We start from the raw sequence: 21,972 nt of genomic DNA, 5'->3' as shown, positions 1-21,972 counted from the left end.
TGGGGAGGCAGCGAGAAGCACAAACCCTTGATGGATAAAATATTGGAGTGGCAAAAACGAACTTCGCCGAAGCAGCCTCCCGACCAATTGCCCTCTCCAGACACAGATCTCAAAAACGCTGCTTAACTTCGGTATCCGGGATTATTGAGAATGGGCCGGGGGCGCTGTTGCTTTTGAGGTGGCTTCCTTGTTGCGTGGCAGCAAGGCGAAGGCTTACGCATGAAGAGGTTTGCGAAGGCGAAGGCTCATTCGAAAGGACAGAAACGACCGAAAGGACACGGCTCGCCACGACAGCCAGATATTCGGGCACTGTTCATGCACAAGTCCTGCAACAAGGCTGCTTTACTGGGCGGCGACTTTGTCCTTCTCCTTTTTCTTGGGAGGAGCCGCGGTCTCGGCGGTGGGGCTGATGACTTCGCCGCCGGAGGGAATGACGAGCTCGTCGCGGACCTGGGCGAAGGAGCGGCCTTCGCGGGAGGCGTGGATGTAGAGCTTTTGTTTGCGCTTTTTGAGGGTCTTGAGGATGAGCTTCATCTGGTCTGAGTCCACTTTGTCCATGAAGTCGGCAAACCAGTAGATGGTGTCCGCCTCCATGACCTCCTTGGACATGAGGGCGGAGGAGGCGTAGGTGATGCCGTTGAACTCGACGAACCAGGTGTTCCGGCGGTTGGTCATCAAATTGAAGATGTCCTCCAAGGGCATGGGTTTGGCGGGATCGTATCTGATGTTTTTTCGTTCTTCGGCGGAGAGCTTGAGGGAGGTCTTGCCTTCCCAGGCCTGCCAGAAGGCGCGGAATTTGTCGCTGCTGACGGGGTTGATCTCGTCATCGAGCTGTTTGGGAGGGGGCATGAGGCCGCAGCCGAAGTAGAGGACGAGGGGGCTGCCGAAGGCGACTTTGTCGAGCTCCTTGGTGACGAGGGGGAGGAACTTGGTCATGGAGCGGGAGACGTCCATGACGACGGCCATTTTGCGGGTGTCCTTGAGCTCCTTGCCGAACATCATGAGGGGCTTGAAGGTGCGGCCGGACATGGCTCCCATGCCGGTGCCGGAGCCAAAGCCACCGCCGGAGCCGGCGATGCCGAAGCCGCCGCTGCCGAGCTTGCCCCCGTCTGCCATGGAGGCGATGTCTGGAAGCTCTAGCACGTCTGGCGGGGCCTCAGGGAGGCTGAGGGTGGCATTGATGCTGGTGGAGACGAGGCGCTGCTTGGGCATGGTCTTCTGCAGCTTCTGCTGACGCTTCATCTGCACTTTGTGCGCGAGCTCGGCGGAGGCCTCGGCCCCCTGCTGGGTGCCGCCGCCAGGGAGGAAGTCCACCTGCTTGTCAAAGGCCTGGGAGGCGAAGACGACGAAGCCGGCGAGTGCGAGGAGGCCGGCGTGGATGGCGATGCTCAGTGTGAGCGAACCGCCACCGATGGAACGCCAGCGGCGGACGAAGGCATTGGGCCGCTTTTCTGGCGGGGGGATAAAAATGGGTACGACGGCGGGATCAGGCGATGATCCATCCATTGACTCGGGAGTGTCTTCAGCTGGATCCATAAAGCGATTGTTCCGGTCATAACGGGACAACCCTTTATTTCTTGTGCTAAATTTAGCAGGCGTTTAGCCTATTGAGACTGAAAGAGTTGGGAGAGATCGCCAGAGAGCTTCTCAGGAGGGCCGAAATGGAGGAGGAGGGTAGAGCCGTCTCCCTGGACGACGCGGAAGCCGAGGAGGCGGCCGCCGCCGGGCTGGATCTGCATGTCGAGCTGGCGGAGGTATTTTTTGATGAGGAGGGGGCGGGGCACCATGGCAACGGTGACGAATTCTTTCTCCTGCTGGGTGACTTTGAGGGAGAAATTGCTGGTGAGGGAGGCGGTGTCCATCTCGCGACCGCTGAGGAATTTCATCCACATGCGGACGCGGCTGTCATCGGGCTTGAGGGTCTGCCAGGGGGTGTCCGCGCTTTCTTTCATACGGACGGTTTCCTTGTCGAAGACGAGGATAGTGGCGGCGGGGGAGCCGAGCTCGAGGCGGAAGCGGCCGTCCGCCATGCGCCAGAAACAGCCGGTGGTGGAGACGGGGTCTTTGAGCGCGGGGGTGGTGCGGGTCTGCTGGAAGGGGACCTTGATGCTGCCGACGGCCTTTTGCGCGTCCATCCACTGCTGCATCACGGGAGGGATGGGAGAGGGGTCCGAAGCGGCGAGAAGGGGCAGAGCGTGCCAGGAAGCGGCGACAAGGAGTGCGGACAAACGAATCACACGGGTAGCCAGACACCAAAAACGGCAGAGTCTCAAGCATTTCGCGGCCATGTTTTCCCTTGCCCCCCCGTGCAAACCGTGTTCTCTGAACTTTCGAACCAACCCCTAAATTACACACATGAGCGAGCGTCGCGTCGTCATCACCGGCATGGGAGTCGTTTCCCCGGTCGGCAACACCAAGGATGACTTTTGGAAGAACATCCAGGCAGGCAAGAGCGGCATCCGCCGCATCCAGTCCATGGATACGGAAAAGTACGACTGCAAGATCGCGGGTGAGGTGGTGGACTTTGATCCGACCAGCTTCTTCAACAACCACAAGGACGCGCGGCGCGCGGACCGGTACTTTCAGTTTGCGATGGCGGCCTCGAAAATGGCGGCCAAGGACGCGGGCCTGAACCCTGACAGCCTGGACCCGCACCGGGTGGGCGTGATGGTGGGCAGCGGCATCGGCGGCCTGGGCACGCTGGAAACGCAGTATGAGATCCTGCTGAACAAGGGGCCGAACCGCGTGTCTCCGTTCCTGATCCCGATGATGATCACGAACATCGCCAGCGGGATGATCGCGGCGGAGTTTGGCTACATGGGGCCGAACATGGTGATCGTGACTGCGTGCGCGACCTCCAACAACAACATTGGTGAAGCGTGGCGGATGATCAAATTTGGTGATGCGGACGTGATGATCGCCGGTGGTGCGGAGGCATCCATCCGGCCGAGCGGTCTGGCGGGATTTGCGAACATGAAGGCGCTGAGCCTGCGCAATGATGATCCGGAGCGTGCGTCCCGCCCCTGGGACAAGGACCGTGATGGCTTTGTGATGGGCGAAGGCGCAGGCGTGGTGGTGATCGAGGAGCTCGAACACGCCAAGAAGCGCGGCGCGACGATCTACGCGGAGCTTTCCGGCTACGGCGCGACGGCGGATGCCTATCACCTGACCTCTCCGCATCCGGAAGGTCTGGGCGCGGCGAAGTGCATGGAGATGGCCCTGCGCCATGCCAAGCTGAACCCGACCGACGTGCAGTACATCAACGCGCATGCGACCTCGACGCCGGTGGGTGATTTGTGCGAACTGCGCGCGATCAAGCGTGTGTTTGGCGATTACGCGACGAAGGGCCTGCTGGTCTCCGGAACGAAGTCGATGACAGGTCACCTGCTGGGTGCCGCGGGTGGTGTGGAGCTGATTGCTTCGATCTATGCGATCAAGGACCAAGTGGTGCCGCCGACGATCAATGTGGAGAACCTGGATCCCGAGGTGGATGTGGACATCGTGCCGAACACGGCGCGGCCTGCAAAGGTGAACGCTGTGCTGAGCAATTCGTTTGGCTTTGGCGGGCACAATGCGGCGCTGCTGATCACGAAGTATTAAGCAGAGCTGATCGTTGCGAGATTTGTTAGACGGGTGTGGCGAGAGTCCACCCGTCTTTCTGTGTCCGGCAGGCGGCAGGGTGTTTGCAGCGCGCTCGCAGACGGGCGGGCTCTCGCCACGCCCTTCCTACGGGCAGAGCACGTGGCTCAGCGCGTCACCGCTAGATCGAGGTCTTTGGCGCCTTCGGGGATGTCGAGGGTCCAATCCCCTGCGCCGGGCTTTTGTTCTTTGGTGGTGACGGTGCCGTCGGAAGTTTCGAGGTTGGGAACGTCGGCGGCGCTGTAGCTGACGGTGAGGTTTACTTTGCCGATGATGGGGCCGGTTTTTTCGTCGAGCTTGAACTTGCCGCCCATGACGCGGGCGCAGGCGACGGGGGCGGAGGGATCGTCTGAAGCAAAGATTACGCTGCCCCAGCTGACGGGCTTGCCATTGATGGTGACTTTGCCATTGATGGCGGTGCGTTTCATGGGCTTGAGGAAGCCCTGATTGCGCAGCCAGTCGCGGAGGTGCATGGACCAGGTGCCGAGGACGGGATCGCCGAGGTAGAGGCCGACGCCGTGGGGTCCGGGGCGGTAGATGTGGAGCTCTGCGGGGACTTTGTTTTTGCGGCATGCGAGGTAGAAGGCGACGGCGTTTTCAGCGGGAACGACGGTGTCTTCATCGGTCTGGAAGATGAAGGTGGGCGGGGTGTTTGCCGTGACGCGGGTTTCGGTGCTGACGTGTTTCGCGAGTTCGTCGTTGTCGGCGGGGCCGAGGAGGTTTTTGCGGGAGCCTTTGTGGCCGAAGGCCTCGATCATGGAAATGACGGGGTAGGTGGGGGCGGCGACATCGGGGCGGGCGCTGACCTGGTCGATGGCGTCGTTGGTCATGCCTGCGGGTTTTTCATCGAACATGGTGGCGGCCATGGAGGTAAGGTGGCCGCCGGCGGAGAAGCCGATGATGCCGATGCGGCTGGGGTCGATGCCGTATTCTTTGGCATTTGCGCGGACATGGCGGATGGCGCGCTGCACATCGATGAGCTGGGTGGGGAAATGGTAGCCCTGGCTGCCGAGGCGGTAGTGCAGCACGAAGGCGGAGACTCCGAGGCCATTGAACCATTTGGCGACCTGGATGCCTTCGTGATCTGCCGCGAGGCCGCCGTAACCGCCGCCAGGGCAGACGACGAAGGCTGCGCCGTTGGCCTTGTCCTTGGCTGCGGGCCAGACGTTGATGAAGGGCTGGTCTTTGTCTTCGGTGCCTTTGGCGCCGGGGGCACCTTCGGGCCAGAGGCGGACTTTGGTGGGTTCGGCGTGGAGAGAAAAGACGGAAACGAACAGCAGTGTCAGCAGGGTGGGCAGCTTCATGGTGCCGCAAGAAGGCAAGCGGGGCTGCTACTGCAACAAATCCTGAACATCGATCTCGGCGTCAGGAAAGGCCATGGGGGCCAGCCGACCATCTCGCACGACGGATTTTGTCTCGTAGCCGAGATAGTTTGGTTCGCGGTAAACTTCGATCTGCTTCTCAGGCACGTTCAAGATCCAGACTTCCTCGATGCCGGCCTTAGCGTAGAGAGGGAGCTTGATTTCGCGGTCGCGGCGGAGGGTGGTGTCCGAAATCTCCACGAGCAGGATGACGTCCTCGGGGGTCGGATGGGATTGCTTGTACTTTTTGGCCGGAGGGCGGATGAGCATCAGGTCCGGCTGAGGCTCGCTGTGCTCGTCGATGCGCAGGGGGTATTGATTCCACACCAGCCAGCGGCCCTGTGCGAGACAGGCAAAGAAGGCGCTCAATTCGGAACCTGCACCGGCATGAAAGGGACCTATCGGCATCATATCTACAATCTCCCCTTCAATAAGTTCGACCCGTGCGTCCGGCTTCAGGATGCCCGTCTCGGCCATCCGATAATAATCCTCCACGGTGAAGCGGTGTGTGATTGAAGCGGGCATGACGGCATAATTTGCCAGTGGCACGAGCTGGGCGCAAGTGCTCAAATGCCTGCGCAAAGCTGCCATACCAACCCGTTCTTTCACCCGCCATGATCTCACGCCGTCATTTTCTTTCCACCAGCCTGGGCGCGCTCAGCGTCTCCACTCTGCCAGCCATTGAACCGATCAAGAGGCCGGGTAAAAGCCGCATGCAGCTGGGGGTCGCGGCGTACAGCTTCCGTGAGTATTTCCAGTGGATGCGGGACAAGGAGCAGAAGCCTAAGGAAGGCAAGCCGCAGTGGAGCATCCTGGACTTCATCGACTGGTGTGGGGACCACAATGTGCCGGGTGCGGAGGTGACGAGCTACTTTTTCCCGAAGGATGTGGACGAGGCTTTTCTGCTGGAGGTGAAGCGCCGTGCGTACCTGCGTGGCGTGCAACTGGCGGGCACCGCGGTGGGCAACAATTTCGCGCTGCCGAAGGGTGAGAAGCTGAGCGAGCAGATCGCCTACACGAAGAAGTGGATCGACTACTCGGCGATCATGGGCGCGCCGCACATCCGTGTGTTTGCCGGGCCGCAGCCGAAGGATCTGAGCGAGGAGCAGGCGGTGGCGAACTGCCTGGAGGCCTATCAGGAGTGCCTGGATTATGCTGGGAAGAAGGGCGTGTTTTTAGGCCTGGAAAATCACGGCGGGATCGTGGCTGAGCCTGAGAACCTGATCAAGATGGTGAAGGCGGCGAAGAGCCCGTGGGCGGGGATCAATCTAGACAGCGGAAACTTCCACACGGAAGACCCGTATGCGGATCTGGAGAAGATCGCGCCATATGCGGTGAATGTGCAGCTGAAGATGGAGATCAGCCGCAAGGGCGCAGCGAAAGGCGTGAGCGAGCCGAGTGATGTGAAGCGGGTGATCAAGATCATGCGTGACGCGAACTACCAGGGGTGGTTCACGCTGGAGTTCGAAACGAAGGAAGACCCGTTTGTGCGAGTGCCGGAGATTTGTGACATGCTGCGGCCGCTGCTGGCGTGAGGGGGGAGTTTACAGTTGTTAACGGTGGTTGACGATTGTTGACAGTTGTTTCCAATCCGTTGAGGCGGCTTCGCCGCCGATCTGGAAGCGAGAGTCATTCCTCGCAAACAACCGTCTACATCCATACCTCCATGAGAAAGCAATTTCCGTTTGAGAAGCTCGAAGTCTGGCAGGATGCCCGCAAATTAGTAGCGGGTGTGTATCAATGTTCGCGCAGTTTTCCGAAGGATGAGCGGTTTGGGCTGACAAGCCAGATGACGCGTGCGGCGGTTTCGGTGGCGAACAATCTCGCGGAGGGGTGTGGCCGTTCGAGTTTCAAGGATCAGGCCCACTTTTCGAATCAAGCCCACGGTTCTCTCATGGAGACTGCCTCGGACCTGATCATCGTCACTGACCTGGGCTTTACCTCTTCGGAGACGACCGATCCTTTGCTTGACCAAGCTTACGATCTTGCCGTGCGCATCCACAACCTTCGCGACTCCCAACTACGCCGCTCCGAAGGATGCTGAGTTTACGGTTGTTTACAGTCGTTGACGATTGGTGACAGTGGTTTCCAAGGCAAGAAACGGTCTCGCCGCATTTGAGACCTTCGTCCACTTCCTACTCGGCCTCTGTGAAAACCTAGGTCAACAATTGTAAACGACCGTCAACCACTGTAAACAATCGTCAACCTCTCTCCCCCTTCCCCGCCATGTCGCACGCACCTACTGTTGTCATTGAGAATTTTTATCCCTGCCTGGATGGCGGGCGGCATCCGGTGAAGCGGGTGCTCGATGAGCCGCTGGATGTGTGGTGTGACATCTTCAAGGACGGGCATGATGTGATGAGCGCGGTGCTGCGGTGGAGGCTCACGGGGTCCAAGCGGTGGTTTGAAGCGCCGATGAAGCTGCTGGAAAATGACCGCTGGCAGGGACAGTGCAGCTTTGCCAAGGCCGGACGCTGGGAGTATGTGGTGGAGGCGTGGGGAGACACCTTCCGCTCGTGGAAAAAGACGTTTGCGGTGCGTGTGCAGGCGAAGGATCCGGATGTGCCGGTGGAGGCGCTGGAAGGCGCACGCCTGCTGCGCGAGGCGGGTAAACGTGCCCGGGCCGCAGGAGTGCCTACGGCGGCGACACAGCTGGAAGATTGCGCGGATCTTCTGGGGTCAGTCAAGGCGGGCGATCTGATGGACGTGCTGATGTCCGATGAGATGCAGAACCTGATGGACCAATATCCGGACCGCGCCCAGTCCACCACCTCTGACACGCTGCGGGTGACGGTGGAGCGCGAGCGGGCGCGATTCTCGGCCTGGTATGAGTTCTTCCCGCGTGGTGCGGAGGGGCGCAGTGACAAGCACTCGACCTTCCGCGACTGCCTGGGACGGCTGGACCATGCGGCGCACATGGGCTTCGATGTGATCTACTTTCCGCCGATTCATCCGATCGGTGTCACGGCGCGCAAAGGGAAGAACAACACGCTGGTGGCGAAGGAGGGTGATGTGGGCAGTCCGTGGGCGATCGGGGGGCCGACGGGAGGGCACTACAACATCGAGCCGGCGCTGGGCACGGAGAAAGACTTTGTATGGCTGGTGAAGGAGGCGAAGAAGCGGGGGCTGGAGATCGCGCTGGATTTTGCGCTGAACTGCTCGCCGGATCATCCGTATGTGAAGGATCATCCGGAGTGGTTTTACAAGCGGCCGGATGGAAGCATCCGCTATGCGGAGAATCCGCCGAAGAAATATCAGGACATCTACCCGCTGAACTTCCACTGCGATGACTGGCGCAACCTGTGGAAGGAGCTGATCGAGGTGGTGCAGTTCTGGGTGGACAAGGGCGTGAAGATTTTCCGCGTGGACAATCCGCACACAAAGCCGGTGGCGTTCTGGGAGGAGCTGATCAGCACGATCCAGCGCAAGGATCCGGACGTGCTGTTTCTGGCGGAGGCCTTTACCAAGCCGAAGATGATGCGGGTGCTGGGCAAGGTGGGCTTCACACAGAGCTACACGTACTTCACATGGCGTGAGGACCGTCATTCGCTGACGGAGTATGCCACCGAGCTGACGCAAAGCGACATGCGCTGGTACTACCGCGGCAACTTCTGGCCGAACACGCCGGACATCCTGCCGGAGCATCTGCAGAAAGCGGGCGCGCAGATGTTCCGCATCCGCGCAGCGCTGGCGTCCACGCTGTCTTCGAGCTGGGGGATGTATTCGGGCTATGAACTGTGCGAGAATGATCCGTACCCCGGCAAGGAGGAGTATGACAACAGCGAGAAGTACGAGCTGAAGCAGCGCGACTACAATCAGCTGGGGAACATCACCTCTTTCATCCGGATGCTGAACCTGATCCGCCGTGACAATGCAGCGCTGCATCAGTATGACAATCTTCGCTTCCACGGGGCGGACCACCCGCAGATGCTGTGCTACAGCAAGGCGACGCCGGACTACAGCAACCGCATTCTGTGCGTGATCAGCCACGATGCGCAGCACACGGCGGCTGGCATGGTGCATCTGGATCTGAGCGTTCTAGGCCTGGATCACAGCCGACCTTTCAAGGTGACCGACCTGCTGCACAACCAGACGTATGAGTGGCGCGGTGCGGACAACTACGTGGAGCTAAGGCCGGGGGGAACTTCGATGCACCTTTTCCGCGTGGAGCAGTGAAGAGCCATGAAATGCCGTGAGCAGTTTTTGCTTGCCCTGCTGGCGCTGATGCTGGCAGGGCAGACTGCTTCGTGGCGGGTGGAGTCTTCATCCAAGGCGGCGGCGCTGGGGAATGAGGCTGTGTTTGTGGTCAAGAAGATCAATGGCCCGACGAAGGCTGAGATGAAGATGGTGTTTTTTGATGAGAAGAAGTGCGCCATGCGCGTGGAGGTGAACGGCGTGCGCGCCATGGCGAGGCCGCTGAACGAGATCGGTGCGGATGCGAAGGCGCTGGCGGTGTGCAATGGAGGCTATTTTCATGTGGACACGCTGAAGCCGGTGGGGCTGGAGATCTCCGGTGGGAAACGCGAGGATGAATTTCGCAAAGACGGTGGCTGGGTGGGTGCGCTGATGGTGCGAGGGGAGAAGGCGTCGCTCGTTTTGGAGAAGGAGTTTCAGGATGCGGCGGACATTGGTGAATTTGTGCAGTGCAGTCCATGGCTGGTGGATGGTGGCCATATGGCTCCGGGATGGAAGTCGGGGGCGGATCAGCGCAACCACCGGACTTTCATCCTGAGCGATGGCGCGGGAAAGTGGGCCATCGGCATATGCAGCAACGTGGGGCTGGGAGAACTGGCGCAGATTTTTGTGACGCCGGGGATCATCACAGAGATGAAGGTGCAGCGGGCTCTGAATCTGGACGGGGGGCCTTCGAGCGGATTGTGGTGCCGAAGTGAGGATGGGAGGGAGTCGTTTGAAAAGCCGGGCTGGGCGGTGCGAAATGCGATCGTGGTGGTGCCAAGGGATCGGAAGTGAGAGAAGCGGGGGGACCGAGGATAGATTTCGGCGTCGGGGGTGTATTGGTGAGACTCCAACCCTCATTCCTATTATCTCATGCTGAAGCGGCTCTGCTCCCTTTTCGTTGTTGTCCAGTTTGCTGTGCCTCATCTGCTGGCTGCTGCTGAGTTGATGCTCGTGGAGAACGGCAAGCCGCAGGCGGAAATCGTCATTGCAGAAAAACCGGCACGCGTGACGAAACTGGCGGCAAAGGAGCTGCAGAGCTATGTGGCGAAAATGTCCGGCGCGACTCTGCCGGTGGTCACGGAGCGGAGTGCGGGAAAGAAGGCGATCTTTGTGGGTGTGAGCCGCCATACGGATGCACTGGGACTACGCACCGATGCGCTGAAGCATGGGGCGTTCCGCATGGCGTCTGGCGAGGGGTGGCTGGCGCTGCTGGGAGCAGACAAGGACTTTGTGCCCACCGAGCCGTGGGGGAGGAAGAGGGACAAGAACGAAGCGACCCGTGTGAACGCCGAATGGGACAAAATCACGGGCGACACCTTCTGGAACACGGCCAGCGAGCTCTATCAACGCTACCACGCCGAGCTGGACGTGTGGGAAATGGATGACGCGGGGACTTTCAATGCGGTGAACGAATTTCTGCGCGGGCTTGGCTGCCGATGGTTTGCGCCCGGGGAGATCGGCGAGGTGGTGCCGAAGGTGACGACGATCCCGCTGCCGCAGGTGAACCGCACGGTGACGCCGGACTTTGGCTTTCGCCGGTTCTCGTATTACACACAGCACACGGGCATCGGTGACAGGGCGCTGTGGGATCTGCGGCTGGGACTCAACTTTGGCGCGGAGATCGCGGGCTTTCCGCAGATCTGCCACGGGCTGAAATTTGTGATCATGCGCGAGGAGATGAAGCAGGCGCATCCGGAAATGTATCTGCTGCAGGAGGGCAAACGGAGCACGCGGAGCGAAGGGGTTCCGAATCTGCTCTCTCCGCTTCTGTTTGAAAAACAGGTGAAGCATGTGCGCGCGATGTTTGACCATTTTCATGAGCCAATGCACAACATCGACCTAGTGGACGGGTACAGCGGCCAGACCTCCGACAATCCGGAATGGATGGCGCAGCTCACGCCGGAGCGCGGCTGGAGCGGAACGATGTCCGACCATGTGTGGGGCTACCTGAACCGCGTGGCGCTGGAAGTGAACCGCAGCCACCCGGACAGGCTGGTGAGCGCGCTGGCCTATGGAGCCTACACGCAGCCGCCGCTGAAGATCGACAAGCTCAGCCCCAACCTGGCTCTCATTGATGTCCGGCACCGGCAGGAATTCTGGGATGAAGCGAAATGGAATGAGCGGCGGAAGTGGCGCGCTGAGTGGCTGAAAAAGCTGCCGTCAGGCAAATACATCAGCTGGGATTTTTGTACGAATGCGCGGCCTGAGCAGGTGGGGCGGCCGGTTTTTTACACGCAGCAGATCAGCCGTGACCTGCGTGAGCTGAAGGGCATCAGCCTGGGAGAACTGGTAGAGATCTACGCGCACCCGACGGAGAAGGAGGGATCGTTTGGCTACAACGACCTGGCCATGGAGCACCTCAATCTTTATGTCACAGCGAGGCTTTACTGGGACGTGAACCAGGATGTGAACGCGATACTGGCGGACTACTTCACGAGCTACTACGGCGGAGCGGCTGAGGCGATGCGGGCGTTTATCACCCATGCGGAGGCCAACTGGATGCACATGAACACAGATGCGGTGAAGATCGGAGAATCGTTTGATCTGCTTGCCAAGGCGAAGGCGGCTGTGGATCCGGCGAGCCTTGAGGGCCGCCGCATCCAGCAGATCGCGGCCACGATGAAGCCGCTGGAAGCGCTGCGCGTGCAGCTGAGCCGCAAGCGTGAAACGGACCTCGCCTACCGAGTCCTCGAAACGGTGAACACCGGGGCCAAGCCGCTGGGAAGCAAGCCGCTGGATGGCAACGTGGACAAGGCCTGGTGGGGGGATGTGCGCATCGCGCCACTGATCAAGCTGAGAAAAGAAGATCCGCAGCCCAAGTGCAACAGCAGCTTCCAGATCCAGCGCGATGGTGGGACTCTGCACGTCGGCATCGTGTGCCTGGAGCCGGACATGAAGGGGTTGCAGAGCAGCACCACCAAGAACGATGATGCCAGGCTGCTGGAAGGCGACCATGTGACGCTGCTGATTGAGACGTCATCGCGCAGCTACTATGAGATTTCCATCAACCCGGCTGGAGCGGTGTATGACCTGGATCGTGCGCCGGGCGGACGAGGAGTGGCGTGGGGCAGCGGAGCGCAGGTGGCGGTGCATCGTGGCACGGATCGCTGGAGCGTGGAGATGAGGCTGCCGATTGTCGGGGAGGAAGCTTTTGTGCTGGATCCGACGAAGGGGATTGATGGAGCGCGGCCGACGGAGATTTTCCCATGGCACTTCAACCTGGGACGCAGCCGAGTGCGTGAGGGGAAGGTGGAGCGCACGTGCTTCTCACCGACTGACAAGGAGGAGCTGCATGTGCCGGAGAAGTTTGCGAAGCTTTGGGGGCGGTGAGGGCTTCGAGCGTGTGGTGGGCAGGCTAGCACGACGATGGATCGGCTGGCTGCAAAATCGTCGTGAGATCGTGAGGCTTGGGTGCGTTCGAAACGGATGCAAACCAACCTTTTCTGCCTTCTTGCCCTCGGATTGATATCCACCGCCAGCGCCCAGGAGACCAAGTGGTACAAAGGGAACACGCATACGCATTCGCTGTGGAGTGATGGGAATGATTTTCCAGAGATGATCACGGACTGGTACAAGCAGCATGGGTATGATTTCCTGGCGATCTCCGATCACAATGTGCTGCAGGCGAAGGAGGTGTGGATGAGCGTGCCGGCGCTCGAGAAGAGGCGCAGGACTCTGGGCAAGACGACGATGGAGAAGTATCGCGCACGGTTTGGTGATGAGTGGGTGACGACGCGTGAGAAAGATGGCGTGACGGAAGTGCGGCTGAAGAAGCTGGAGGAGTATCGGCCGAAGTTTGAGGAGGCGGGGAAGTTCCTGATCATCCAGGCGGAAGAGATCACTGCAGGCCAGGGCAAGATACCGATTCACCTGAACGCAGTGAACCTGAAGGAGGAGATCAAGCCGGTGAAGGACCTGACGAGTATTCAGGAGGTGATGCGGGCCAATCTGAAACTGGTGAACGAGCAGTCGAAGCGGCTGGGCGTGCCGATGCTCTCACACATCAATCACCCGAACTTCAGGTGGGCGCTTTCGGCCGAGGATCTGGCAGCGGTGCTGGAGGAGAATTTTTGGGAGATCTACAACGGGCACCCGACGATCAACTACCCGGGCGATGCCTCACGCATGGGGCATGAGAAGATCTGGGATGTGGCGAACACGCTGCGCATCGCCGAGTTCAAGGCGCCGCCGCTTTATGGGGTGGGGACGGATGACTCTCACAAATATCATGGCGAGGAGAACGGCCCCGGGCGTGGTTGGGTGATGGTGCGTGCGGCGAGCCTGGAACCGGCGGAGATCGTAAAGGCGATGAAGGCGGGAGATTTTTATGCGTCGTCCGGTGTGACGCTGGACGATGTGAGTTTTAAGAATGGTGAGCTGCGCATTCGCGTTCATGGAGAGCCGGGAGTGAAATACAGCACGCAGATTCGCGGTACGCTGCCGGGCTATGATGCGACGACGCGGGCCGCGCCGCCGGTGGAGGGAGATCTGCACCCGCCGCGGCTGCTGTATTCGGACGACATCGGCAAGACGCTGGCGACGATCGAGGGTGAGGAGGTGGTGTGGAAGCCGAGCGGGAAAGAGCTATATTTCCGCGCGGTGATCACGTCTTCGAAGCCTTATGAGAAACCTTCGTTTGAGGGGCAGATGCAGATGGCGTGGACGCAGCCGATGGGGTGGAAGAAGTGATTAGTACAGTAGCCATCTCGCTCCGCGAGATGAGTCCAGGGCTGTCTTGCTCGCACAGAGCAGCATTGAGATGTGGCGTTTGGATGGCGCTGGAGTTGCGGGGGCGCTGTGCTCATCTCGGCGGAGCGAGATGGCTACTTTAGCGGCGGGACAACGGGGCCGGTGCCGTAGGCGCGGGAGCAGGGGTAAATGGCAGAGCCGCGAGGAGCCAGGTGCTGGACGAGCAGGTCGAGGAGGAGGGACAGAATGGCGGAGGGATCGAAGGCAGTGATGAAATAGAAGCAGGCTTCGGGTCCCACGCCGAAGCCGACGCGGTGTCCGACGCCAGATGTGGCGAGCACGTCGTCGAGGGTATCGCGAAAGGCTTTCATTTCGTCGCCCACGCTGCCGCCGTGGAGGATGCGAATGTAGTAGTAGGCGGCTCCGGATTGCTCCAGGGGATCGTGCTCATCGAGACTGTCTCCGAGCATCTCAGAGATGAGGTCGGGCAGGCTGGTAACGAACTGCCCGATGTCGTAGGGCGGAGCGGGGACCTGCGGGATTTCGGCGCGGACGATTCTCTGCGCGCCGACGCGGTTCTGCCAGCCGCGCTGGTTTACTTCCGCATAGATGAATTCGCGGAGCTCGGTGAGCGGCATGGCGGTTTGCAGACGGTCGTTTTTCGTGGCGACTCCGCCGATGAAGGTGGCGGCGACATCTTCTCCCAAGACAGCGTCGAGCATGAGAAAGCCGATGGTGCTGGCCTGCTGGGGCATGGAGGCAAAGGCGGGGTGCCAGAGCCAGAGACGGAACTTTTCCTCCTCTTCATCGAACTCGGGAGAGACCCAGGTTTCGGTGGCGGCGATGGAGAAGCCGCCGGTGTTGATTTTAAAAGTCTGCAGTTCCGGGACAGGCTGCTTGGCGGCAAAGAATGACCAACCGGGAATGGCGGGGGCTTGATTGAGCCAGTAGTCCACGAGCTGACGCCGATGGGGATTGCCTGCAGAGCTAAGCACAAAACTGTGCTTTGCCCCATCGGCCCCGGGTTCAAAGCACCAGTCCAGTCGCTCGGGGGTGAGAACGTCCACGGTGCTGTTCATGAGGTCTACCAGGGCGGTCTGGTCCCGATGCTCCATCATGCCATCGAGGGCGGCGGAGTTGGTGGCGAACCATTCCCAGAAGGTGGCGACGCGGGCCGAGAACGGAGCACCCGGAGGAACAGGGAGAGGCTTGCTGGCGGGCTCTGATTTTCCGAAGAGTTTTTTAAGGAACATTGACGGAGGAATATCAGGGGCGCAGGCGGGTGGCAATGCTGTAGAAAGGGGGCGTGGGACCGGTGTGGGGAGTGAGATGGCTACTGGATTGTAAACTGCGAACTGAAAACTGGGAATTGTGAATTGCCGGAGGCAGAGGGGTTCGCGGGAGGGATGCGAATTTGAGGGAGCGGTGGGGGTATCTCGCGGAGTGAGATGGGGACTGTACGAGGCGGTATTTGAAAACCTCCCCAATGGCTGCTCGAGATTGTAGGAACAGATCTTCAAGGGAAGATGCGGACCGTCGTGCGAGTGCGGAGCGCTGCGACATCGGAGTGCCGCGCTCCCAGGGGTGTCTGCCGGCGTGCGGCAGGCCTCATGGCGTACGGACGTACTCGCAGTCGGGCGGTTTGGCGGAGGATGTCATGAAGCATCGCGAGGCCTTCGACGCCAAACACACCCAACCTACGCCCGGAGCGCTGTGCTGTGCGGGAACATGGACGTTGGCTGTCTGCCAAGGTTTTCAAACGCGGCCTAGCGCATGCGCATGCCTTGCATGCGGCCTTGCATGGCTTCGAACATGGGGGCCATTTCGAGTTTGGCGGAGAGGGGGGCTTCTTTGAAGAAGAGGCCTGCGTCTTTGATGAGGCTTTTTTCAAAGTCGGCGGGTGTCTGGTCGAGCAGGAGCTGTATTTCAGAATCTTTGCCGGCCTTCTTTTTCATCTCGCGCTGGATGGTGCCGGCGAGGCGGCGGCGGTCTTCGGCGGGGAGTTTTTCCAGGCCTTTCATGACGGCTTTGAAGTTTTCTCCGACGGTGCGGTTCACGTAATCGCTTTTTTCCTCGAAGGTGAGCGATTTGGAAAAGCGGTCCATGGTTTCGAGGCCGTCTTCGCGCATGTCATTGCGCTGGTTGAAGTCGAGCTTGAGGTAAGAGGTGATGACTTTGTCGAGGTAAGCCTGGCGCTTGGATTCGGAGAAGTTTTCATCGGCGAACCATGGAGCGTTCTCCATGAGGGCGAGGGTTTTCTCCGAAGAGAAGACGTAGTCTTCGGTGGACCACATGACGATTCCAACGCCAGCCCAGACAAGGGCGAGGAAGGCGGCGATCTGGAGCCAGAAGCGTTGGAGCGGCATGAGCGCCTACCTTTTGCCAAAGCGGCGGCCTAGCAACGAAAGAAATTCGCCGGATTCCTCGACCTTGAGTTTTTTGGTGACGGTGAAATAGGCGATGGCAGCGGCGCCGATGCTGGCGGCGAGGGCGGCGCAACGGAGGAGGAAGTTGAGGTGCGACCAGCCGGACATGATGGTGTATTTGGCGAGGAGGCAGACGGCGGACATGACGGCGACGCCGATGACGAGCCTGACGAGGGACTGAATGAGGGAGCGAGTTTCGAGGCCGGAGGCGAACCTGCGCATGCAGAGGTAGAGCGTGAGGAAATTGAGCGAGAGGCCGACGGCGGTGGCCCAGGCGAGCGCGGTGTGGTCCCAGTGGAAGACGAAGACGGTGATGGAGTTCACCGTGGCGGTGAAGACGATGACGCCGATGCTGACGAGCATGGGAATGAAGCGGCGGTTGATGGTGTAGAAGGCGGGCTGCAGGACTTTGATGGCGGCGTAGAAGATGAGGCCGAAGGCGTAGGCCTGGAGCGGTGCGGCGGTGTTTTGCACGTCTGTGGCGGTGAACTTGCCATGCTCGAAAATGACGGAGATGATCTCCTGCGAGAGGAGGGTGAGGCCGACGGCGCAGGGCAGCGTGAGGAAGAGCACGAGGCGCAGGCCTTTCGCCAAGGCACTGCGAAAGGCTGGCGTCATGCCCTCTGTGGCGAGGCGTGAAAGCATGGGCAGTGTGACGGTAGCGACGGCGACGCCGAAGAGGCCGAGGGGAAGCTGCTGGAGGCGCTGGGCGTTGGCGAGCCAGGCGAGGGATCGCTCGTGGCCGTCGGTGAAGGAGGCGAAGATGGAATTGAGCAGCACGGCAACCTGAGTGCCGCTGGCGGCGAGCATGGAGGGCCACATGAGATGGAGCACTTCTTTCACGGCGGGATCTTTGCAGCCGAAGTCGAAGCGGAAGCGGAAGCCGACGCGGTGGAGCGATGGGAGCTGAACGGCGAGCTGCAGCACGCCGCCGATCAAAGTGCCGATGGCAAAGCCGGTGAGGCCTTTTTCGCTGACGTGGCCATGGCGGAAGCCGGGATCGATGATCCAGGCGAGGGCGACGCCACCGACAATGCAGCCGAGATTGAAGAAGGCGGAGGCGACGGCGGGGATGAAGAAGACTTTCTTGGAGTTCAGCATGCCCATGACCAATGCGGTGACGGAGACGAGGGCGATGAAGGGATACATGATCTGGGCGAGCCAGGTGCCGAGGACTTTGGCTTCTTCGCTCAGGCCGGGAGTGAGAATGCGGAAGAGGATGGGAGCGAGCGCGACGCCGGCGATGGCGACGAGAGTCATGAACCACATGGAGAGCGAGATCATCTTGCGGCCGAGGATCCAGGCGGCCTCATCGCCCTCGGTCTTCATCTTCTTTGAGAAGGTGGTGACGAAGGCGGTGGAGAGGGCGCCTTCGGCGAAAAGATCGCGCAGCATGTTGGGCGTGCGGAAGGCGGCGGTGAAGATGCCGGTGAAGGCGGAGCCGAAGAAGCCATTGAGCAGCTGGTCGCGCACGAGTCCGAGGACGCGGCTGCAGAGGATGGCGATGGAGACGATGCCGGTGGAGCGGGCCTGGGAGTTGCCGTCGGGCTTGCTCTCTTTCACCGAGCCTGAGGGAGATGGTTCATTCATGAGGGCTTAAATGCTTGATCCCCACTCCAAAAGGTCTGCGCCGCTTCGGCTGCCATTGGATCGAAGTGGGTGAGGTCATTGAAGGAAGGACGGTTGCGCTACGCGTAGCGGCGGGAGGCGCGGCGGAGCTTGTCCATCATGGCGATGCCCATGCCGTGTTCATGCAACGGTTCTGCAATGATTTCATCGACGCCGAGCTTGTCGAGGGCGCGGAGGACGTAGAAGAAGCGGACGGCGGCTTCAGGGAGCTTGCCGTTACCGGGGCTGAGCATCATGACTTCCTCCCAGTCGCATAGATTAAGATAGCCGTCTTTTTCTTCGCCACGGTAGCTCATGAGGGCGTAGCGCTTGCCCTCTTCGGGAATGAAATCCTGGGGGCGCTCAAGAAGGCGGAGGGGGGTCTTGGGGGCGTAGTGGGAGGCGAGCTGGCCGGGGGCAGCGGTGGCTTCATCGACCACGGTGCGCGAGGCGTAGCGCACCTTGCCGTAGGCTTTCAAATCTTCCGCAGTGATGGGGCCGGGGCGGACGATGTCGATGAACATCTTGGGGCTGCCGGGCTCGATCTTGATGATGGTGGACTCGAGGCCGAACATGCAGGCACCGGCATCGACGATGAGGTGGATGCGGCCATCCAGCTCGGAGAGCACGGCGCTGGCGGAAGTGGGGCTGATGGAGCCGAAGCGGTTGGCGCTGGGAGCGGCGAGGGGCTTGTCCAGCGCGCTGATGACGCGGCGGAAAAAGGGATTGGAGCTGACACGCACGGCGACGGTGGGCAGACCGGCGGTGACGAGATCGGGGACGCAGGGCTTCTTGGGGAGAAGGATGGTGAGGGGGCCGGGCCAGAAGCGTTCGACCATTTTTTTCAAAGTGGCAGCGATCTCCGGCGGGACATCGGCCACGCGATCGATCTGTTCTTTGCTGGCGAGGTGGACGATGAGGGGATCGAAGGTGGGGCGTTCCTTGGCTTCGAAAATTTTCGCGACGGCAGCGGCATCGAGCGCATTGGCGGCGAGGCCGTAAACGGTCTCGGTAGGGAGGGCGACGACTTCCCCTTCGCGGAGCAGGCGCACGGCTTCCTCGACCGCCTGGTGCATGAGCGGTGGCTGGTCGGTGGGAAGGACGGCGGTGACGTAGCTCATGATGGCGATGTGTGGCTCTCAATCACCGCCCAGGCGTTGTGATTGTGGATGGACTCGTAGTTTTCCGCCTCGACGCGGAACCAGGTGATGCGGGGGTGGGCCTTGGTCTTGACGGCGATGTTGCGCACGAGGTCTTCGACGAAGACGGGGTTGTCGTAGGCAGCTTCGGTGACGTGCTTTTCGTCCGGGCGCTTGAGGATGCTGAAGAGCTCGCTGCTGGCGCTGGACTCGACAAGCTCGAGAAGGTCCTCGATCCAGACCGGATCGCTGAAACGAACGGCGAGGGTGACGGTGCCGCGCTGATTGTGGGCACCGCGGGCGCTGATGGCCTTGGAGCAGGGGCAGAGGGTGGTGACGGGGACTTCGACGGTTAGGACGAAGTCGGTCTCCGATTTGTCTGCGTTCACTTCAAAGATGACGCCGTAGTCGAGCAGGCCTTCGGCACCGGAGACGGGGGCTTTTTTGGCGCGGAAGTAAGGGAAGCGCATCTCCACGTGGGCCTTGTCTGCATGGAGCTTTTTCATGAGCTCGCGCGGCATCTTGACGATGTTGGAGACGGTGAGCTCCTTGCCATGGGCATGCAGCACCTCCACAAAGCGGCTCATGTGAGTGCCTTTGAACTGATGCGGAAGGTCAACGGCGAGTGAGACGGTGGCGACGGTGTGCTGAACGGCGGAGTCGCGGTCGCGAATGCTCAGAGGGAAACGGAGGCTGCGCACGCCGACGCGATCGATGGGCAGGCGGCGGTCATCGCGTTCATTTTGAGTGTCGGTAAGGGCGGACATGGCTGAAAATAAAACTTCCCACTGTCGCATGATGCAACAGTGGGAAGCGGATCAAAAGAAACCCGGCACGGGCGGGGGCATCGATCAGGCCATGAGGTTCACAGCGCGGGAGCGCTTGATCTCACGGACGACCTTGCGGTGCAGCCAGGCAGGAAGACCGGTGATACGGCGGGGGATGAGCTTGCCGGACTCCGTGGTGAAACGGGCGAGCAGTTCAGGATTGGTGTAGTTGATCTTTTCCACCGGGATGTCCACACGACGGCGCGGCATCTTGCGATTGGCGCGACGGAAATTGGACATGCGTTCTTTGGTCTTCGGTTGCATGGCAGTCTGGGGGTAAAAATTAGCGGGTTTCGCGGTGAAGGGTGCGCTTCTTCATGAAGTGATTAAACTTCACCTTCTCAAGACGGCCAGGGGTGCGGACGCTCTTCTTATTCCGCGTGGTCACGTAGCGGGAGGGGGGCATACCTGCGGCTTTCGCTTCGGTGCATTCAAGGGTGATGATTTCTCGCGGCATAAATTTGGGGCGCGGAGGCTAGGTTATTCCTTGGAGAAGTCAAGTGATTCGCCAGAGTTGTTGCTGGAAGAGCTCGGAGCGGCGTCATCTTCGTCCTTGTCGTCGTCGGCGGCGTCGTCGGCGTTGTCGAGGCCAAAGAGGGAGTGGACAGGGCGGCTCCAACGGCCGCTCATCTGGCTGCGCTCGATCTTTTCCTGGTAGGCGACGGAGAAGCGGGCGAAGGGCATGGCCTCGAGGCGCTCCTCGGGGATCTGGTGGCCGGTGCCTTCACAGACGCCGTAAGTGCCGGTTTCAATGCGCTTGAGGGCTTCATTGATTTCATAGAGGGCGTCCTGCTCCTTGCCGAGGAGGCTGAGGGCGAAGTCGCGGTCATAGGCATCGCTGCCGGCGTCTGCCTGATGCATGCCGAAAGCGGAGGAGTCGCCGTTTTCATTGCGGATGGTCTCGCTGGCGACACCTTCGATGGAATTGAGGTAGGCATCGCGAAGCTCGACGAGGCGCTGCTTCTGCTTTTTAAGGAAGGGGGTCATCTTGACCGGGCCCTTGGCAATTTCGATGGTGATGCCTTCTTCCTCACGATTCAGGCGGGAACGAGGGGTGCCCGAGGTGGAGCCGGAAATGCGGCCTTTGGGAACCAAGGGCACGGGAGCGGTCTTGGAGGATGGCTTGGCGGGCTTTGCGGGAGCCGGGGCCGGAGCTGGCGCAGGAGCGGCGGCCTTTGCAGGGGCAGGCGCGGGAGCGGGCTTGGCGGCGGGTTTCTCAGCCTTGGCAGGAGAAGCGGACTTTTTAGCGGGAGTTGGAGCGGGTGCGGACTTGGCAGCAGCTTTTTTTGCAGGGGCGGGTTGCTTGGCGGGAGCTTTTTTCGGCGCGGGTTTCTTCACAGGCTTGGGGGAGGGTTTTTTCGGAGCGGGCTTTGAGGGCGCCGCTTTTTTAGGAAGGGGTTTCTTGGCCGTTTTGACGGCTTTGGCGGGAGCTGGCTTGGTCTTCGACTTCACCGCCTTGACCGGAAGTTTTTTCGCGGGCTTGGCAGCGGACTTCTTAACTGCGGGTTTCTTGGATTTCGCAGGCATGACTTTGGCGGTGTTGGTTTAGTCGACGGACATCTCTCTTAAGGCACCTGGCCACAGGGCGGAAAAAGAGGCGCGGATTGTGGCTGCGGATGTGAAAACGCGCAACCAGTATTCCAACGGCGCCGCAAGGTTCCCATTTGCAGGCATTTATTTGGCAAGTTGCGCCTGCCAAGCCGGGGCCTACTTTGTCTGTCATGAATGCCGAGCCCCCGTCCAGTTCCGCGCTTTCCAGCCTGTGGCAGCAGATCCGCGCCGTGCTGGACCTGGTGCTGGACCTGTCCTTCAAGCGCTACGTGACGCCACACCTGGTGCGCATGCTGTACGTGCTGAGCCTGCTGGCGGCGCTTTTTTATGCGGGTGTGTGGATGTTCAGCGGCTTCTGGGGATTCGTCACGGCACCGCTGGCCTTTCTGCTCTACCTCATCGTCGCCCGCGTGGCGGTTGAGCTGATTTTGGCGATCTTTCGGATCGCGGAGCATATCGCGCCTTTGGATGGGGAGACATCGAAGGAGATTGGGAAGACGAAGCGCTAGGAAATGGAGGTCGGAGAGGAGGCGGAAGGACTTTGTGAAATTTT

20 protein-coding genes are annotated in these 21,972 nt (G+C 60.5%); 8 read left to right on the top strand and 12 right to left on the bottom strand.

Going from position 1 to position 21,972, the window contains the following annotated elements:
- Nucleotides 1-342 precede the first annotated feature (342 nt).
- A complete protein-coding gene (locus ACILSR_RS18920; protein WP_395751361.1) occupies nt 343-1,506 on the bottom strand; it encodes a hypothetical protein in 1,164 nt (387 codons plus the stop codon).
- Between the two features lie 98 nt (nt 1,507-1,604).
- Nucleotides 1,605-2,228, bottom strand: a complete 624-nt coding sequence (locus ACILSR_RS18915) for an outer membrane lipoprotein carrier protein LolA (RefSeq protein ID WP_395751360.1) — start codon at nt 2,226-2,228, stop codon at nt 1,605-1,607.
- Nucleotides 2,229-2,355: 127 nt separating this feature from the next.
- Between ACILSR_RS18915 and fabF the strand changes: the two genes are divergently transcribed.
- On the top strand, nt 2,356-3,600 hold the full coding sequence (gene fabF / locus ACILSR_RS18910) for a beta-ketoacyl-ACP synthase II (protein WP_395751359.1): 1,245 nt from the start codon (nt 2,356-2,358) through the stop codon (nt 3,598-3,600).
- Between the two features lie 146 nt (nt 3,601-3,746).
- Here the strand turns inward: fabF and ACILSR_RS18905 are convergent, their stop codons facing one another.
- Nucleotides 3,747-4,943 carry an alpha/beta hydrolase gene (locus ACILSR_RS18905; RefSeq protein ID WP_395751358.1) on the bottom strand — a complete coding sequence of 399 codons (1,197 nt, stop codon included), beginning with the start codon at nt 4,941-4,943 and terminating at the stop codon, nt 3,747-3,749.
- Nucleotides 4,944-4,970: 27 nt separating this feature from the next.
- Nucleotides 4,971-5,525 carry a Uma2 family endonuclease gene (locus ACILSR_RS18900; protein WP_395751357.1) on the bottom strand — a complete coding sequence of 185 codons (555 nt, stop codon included), beginning with the start codon at nt 5,523-5,525 and terminating at the stop codon, nt 4,971-4,973.
- Nucleotides 5,526-5,614: 89 nt separating this feature from the next.
- Between ACILSR_RS18900 and ACILSR_RS18895 the strand changes: the two genes are divergently transcribed.
- From ACILSR_RS18895 to ACILSR_RS18870, 6 genes are all read left to right on the top strand, one after another.
- Nucleotides 5,615-6,535 carry a sugar phosphate isomerase/epimerase family protein gene (locus ACILSR_RS18895; RefSeq protein ID WP_395751356.1) on the top strand — a complete coding sequence of 307 codons (921 nt, stop codon included), beginning with the start codon at nt 5,615-5,617 and terminating at the stop codon, nt 6,533-6,535.
- Nucleotides 6,536-6,666: 131 nt separating this feature from the next.
- The gene (locus ACILSR_RS18890) at nt 6,667-7,044 is read left to right on the top strand and encodes a four helix bundle protein (RefSeq protein ID WP_395751355.1); all 378 of its coding nucleotides are present in this window, start codon (nt 6,667-6,669) and stop codon (nt 7,042-7,044) included.
- 182 nt (nt 7,045-7,226) lie between these two features.
- Complete coding sequence (locus ACILSR_RS18885; RefSeq protein ID WP_395751354.1) at nt 7,227-9,176, top strand: alpha-1,4-glucan--maltose-1-phosphate maltosyltransferase; 1,950 nt, start codon at nt 7,227-7,229, stop codon at nt 9,174-9,176.
- A gap of 6 nt (nt 9,177-9,182) precedes the next feature.
- Nucleotides 9,183-9,971: a phosphodiester glycosidase family protein gene (locus ACILSR_RS18880; RefSeq protein ID WP_395751353.1), complete on the top strand. Its 789-nt coding sequence runs from the start codon at nt 9,183-9,185 to the stop codon at nt 9,969-9,971.
- 78 nt (nt 9,972-10,049) lie between these two features.
- Nucleotides 10,050-12,509: a DUF4838 domain-containing protein gene (locus ACILSR_RS18875; protein ID WP_395751352.1), complete on the top strand. Its 2,460-nt coding sequence runs from the start codon at nt 10,050-10,052 to the stop codon at nt 12,507-12,509.
- 96 nt (nt 12,510-12,605) lie between these two features.
- The gene (locus ACILSR_RS18870) at nt 12,606-13,868 is read left to right on the top strand and encodes a hypothetical protein (RefSeq protein WP_395751351.1); all 1,263 of its coding nucleotides are present in this window, start codon (nt 12,606-12,608) and stop codon (nt 13,866-13,868) included.
- 134 nt (nt 13,869-14,002) lie between these two features.
- On the opposite strand, the gene ACILSR_RS18865 is transcribed toward ACILSR_RS18870, so the two are convergent.
- From ACILSR_RS18865 to ACILSR_RS18830, 8 genes are all read right to left on the bottom strand, one after another.
- Nucleotides 14,003-15,121: a hypothetical protein gene (locus ACILSR_RS18865; protein ID WP_395751350.1), complete on the bottom strand. Its 1,119-nt coding sequence runs from the start codon at nt 15,119-15,121 to the stop codon at nt 14,003-14,005.
- Nucleotides 15,122-15,634: 513 nt separating this feature from the next.
- Nucleotides 15,635-16,234, bottom strand: coding sequence for a hypothetical protein (locus ACILSR_RS18860; RefSeq protein ID WP_395751349.1), 600 nt, complete (start codon nt 16,232-16,234; stop codon nt 15,635-15,637).
- Nucleotides 16,235-16,240: 6 nt separating this feature from the next.
- Entirely contained in the window at nt 16,241-17,884 is a 1,644-nt protein-coding gene (murJ, locus tag ACILSR_RS18855) for a murein biosynthesis integral membrane protein MurJ (protein WP_395751348.1), read from the bottom strand.
- Between the two features lie 98 nt (nt 17,885-17,982).
- On the bottom strand, nt 17,983-19,023 hold the full coding sequence (locus ACILSR_RS18850; protein WP_395751347.1) for an L-threonylcarbamoyladenylate synthase: 1,041 nt from the start codon (nt 19,021-19,023) through the stop codon (nt 17,983-17,985).
- Entirely contained in the window at nt 19,020-19,808 is a 789-nt protein-coding gene (gene folE2 / locus ACILSR_RS18845; protein ID WP_395751346.1) for a GTP cyclohydrolase FolE2, read from the bottom strand. Before folE2 ends, ACILSR_RS18850 begins: the two co-directional genes overlap by 4 nt.
- Nucleotides 19,809-19,892: 84 nt before the next feature.
- On the bottom strand, nt 19,893-20,132 hold the full coding sequence (gene rpsR / locus ACILSR_RS18840; RefSeq protein ID WP_395751345.1) for a 30S ribosomal protein S18: 240 nt from the start codon (nt 20,130-20,132) through the stop codon (nt 19,893-19,895).
- Nucleotides 20,133-20,151: 19 nt separating this feature from the next.
- Nucleotides 20,152-20,325: a 50S ribosomal protein L33 gene (gene rpmG, locus ACILSR_RS18835; RefSeq protein ID WP_294397372.1), complete on the bottom strand. Its 174-nt coding sequence runs from the start codon at nt 20,323-20,325 to the stop codon at nt 20,152-20,154.
- Nucleotides 20,326-20,348: 23 nt separating this feature from the next.
- Nucleotides 20,349-21,395, bottom strand: a complete 1,047-nt coding sequence (locus tag ACILSR_RS18830; RefSeq protein WP_395751344.1) for a TraR/DksA family transcriptional regulator — start codon at nt 21,393-21,395, stop codon at nt 20,349-20,351.
- Between the two features lie 194 nt (nt 21,396-21,589).
- On the opposite strand from ACILSR_RS18830, the gene ACILSR_RS18825 reads away from it, so the two are divergent.
- Entirely contained in the window at nt 21,590-21,928 is a 339-nt protein-coding gene (locus tag ACILSR_RS18825; protein WP_395751343.1) for a DUF4282 domain-containing protein, read from the top strand.
- The last annotated feature ends 44 nt before the right edge of the window (nt 21,929-21,972 follow it).

The sequence above is a fragment of the Prosthecobacter sp. genome (assembly GCF_044222565.1).
Classification (GTDB): Bacteria; Verrucomicrobiota; Verrucomicrobiia; order Verrucomicrobiales; family Verrucomicrobiaceae; genus Prosthecobacter.
The sequence above is the reverse complement of the archived record's forward strand: the minus strand, read 5'-3'. Positions and strand labels throughout refer to the sequence as shown.

Excerpts from the sequence above, each read along its gene's own strand:
- ACILSR_RS18920 (WP_395751361.1), bottom strand. The coding sequence starts at position 1,506 with ATGGATGGATCATCGCCTGATCCCGCCGTCGTACCCATTTTTATCCCC.
- fabF (WP_395751359.1), top strand. The coding sequence starts at position 2,356 with ATGAGCGAGCGTCGCGTCGTCATCACCGGCATGGGAGTCGTTTCCCCG.
- ACILSR_RS18905 (WP_395751358.1), bottom strand. The coding sequence starts at position 4,943 with ATGAAGCTGCCCACCCTGCTGACACTGCTGTTCGTTTCCGTCTTTTCT.
- ACILSR_RS18900 (WP_395751357.1), bottom strand. The coding sequence starts at position 5,525 with ATGCCCGCTTCAATCACACACCGCTTCACCGTGGAGGATTATTATCGG.
- ACILSR_RS18895 (WP_395751356.1), top strand. The coding sequence starts at position 5,615 with ATGATCTCACGCCGTCATTTTCTTTCCACCAGCCTGGGCGCGCTCAGC.
- ACILSR_RS18890 (WP_395751355.1), top strand. The coding sequence starts at position 6,667 with ATGAGAAAGCAATTTCCGTTTGAGAAGCTCGAAGTCTGGCAGGATGCC.
- ACILSR_RS18885 (WP_395751354.1), top strand. The coding sequence starts at position 7,227 with ATGTCGCACGCACCTACTGTTGTCATTGAGAATTTTTATCCCTGCCTG.
- ACILSR_RS18880 (WP_395751353.1), top strand. The coding sequence starts at position 9,183 with ATGAAATGCCGTGAGCAGTTTTTGCTTGCCCTGCTGGCGCTGATGCTG.
- ACILSR_RS18875 (WP_395751352.1), top strand. The coding sequence starts at position 10,050 with ATGCTGAAGCGGCTCTGCTCCCTTTTCGTTGTTGTCCAGTTTGCTGTG.
- ACILSR_RS18870 (WP_395751351.1), top strand. The coding sequence starts at position 12,606 with ATGCAAACCAACCTTTTCTGCCTTCTTGCCCTCGGATTGATATCCACC.
- ACILSR_RS18865 (WP_395751350.1), bottom strand. The coding sequence starts at position 15,121 with ATGTTCCTTAAAAAACTCTTCGGAAAATCAGAGCCCGCCAGCAAGCCT.
- ACILSR_RS18860 (WP_395751349.1), bottom strand. The coding sequence starts at position 16,234 with ATGCCGCTCCAACGCTTCTGGCTCCAGATCGCCGCCTTCCTCGCCCTT.
- murJ (WP_395751348.1), bottom strand. The coding sequence starts at position 17,884 with ATGAATGAACCATCTCCCTCAGGCTCGGTGAAAGAGAGCAAGCCCGAC.
- ACILSR_RS18850 (WP_395751347.1), bottom strand. The coding sequence starts at position 19,023 with ATGAGCTACGTCACCGCCGTCCTTCCCACCGACCAGCCACCGCTCATG.
- folE2 (WP_395751346.1), bottom strand. The coding sequence starts at position 19,808 with ATGTCCGCCCTTACCGACACTCAAAATGAACGCGATGACCGCCGCCTG.
- rpsR (WP_395751345.1), bottom strand. The coding sequence starts at position 20,132 with ATGCAACCGAAGACCAAAGAACGCATGTCCAATTTCCGTCGCGCCAAT.
- rpmG (WP_294397372.1), bottom strand. The coding sequence starts at position 20,325 with ATGCCGCGAGAAATCATCACCCTTGAATGCACCGAAGCGAAAGCCGCA.
- ACILSR_RS18830 (WP_395751344.1), bottom strand. The coding sequence starts at position 21,395 with ATGCCTGCGAAATCCAAGAAACCCGCAGTTAAGAAGTCCGCTGCCAAG.
- ACILSR_RS18825 (WP_395751343.1), top strand. The coding sequence starts at position 21,590 with ATGAATGCCGAGCCCCCGTCCAGTTCCGCGCTTTCCAGCCTGTGGCAG.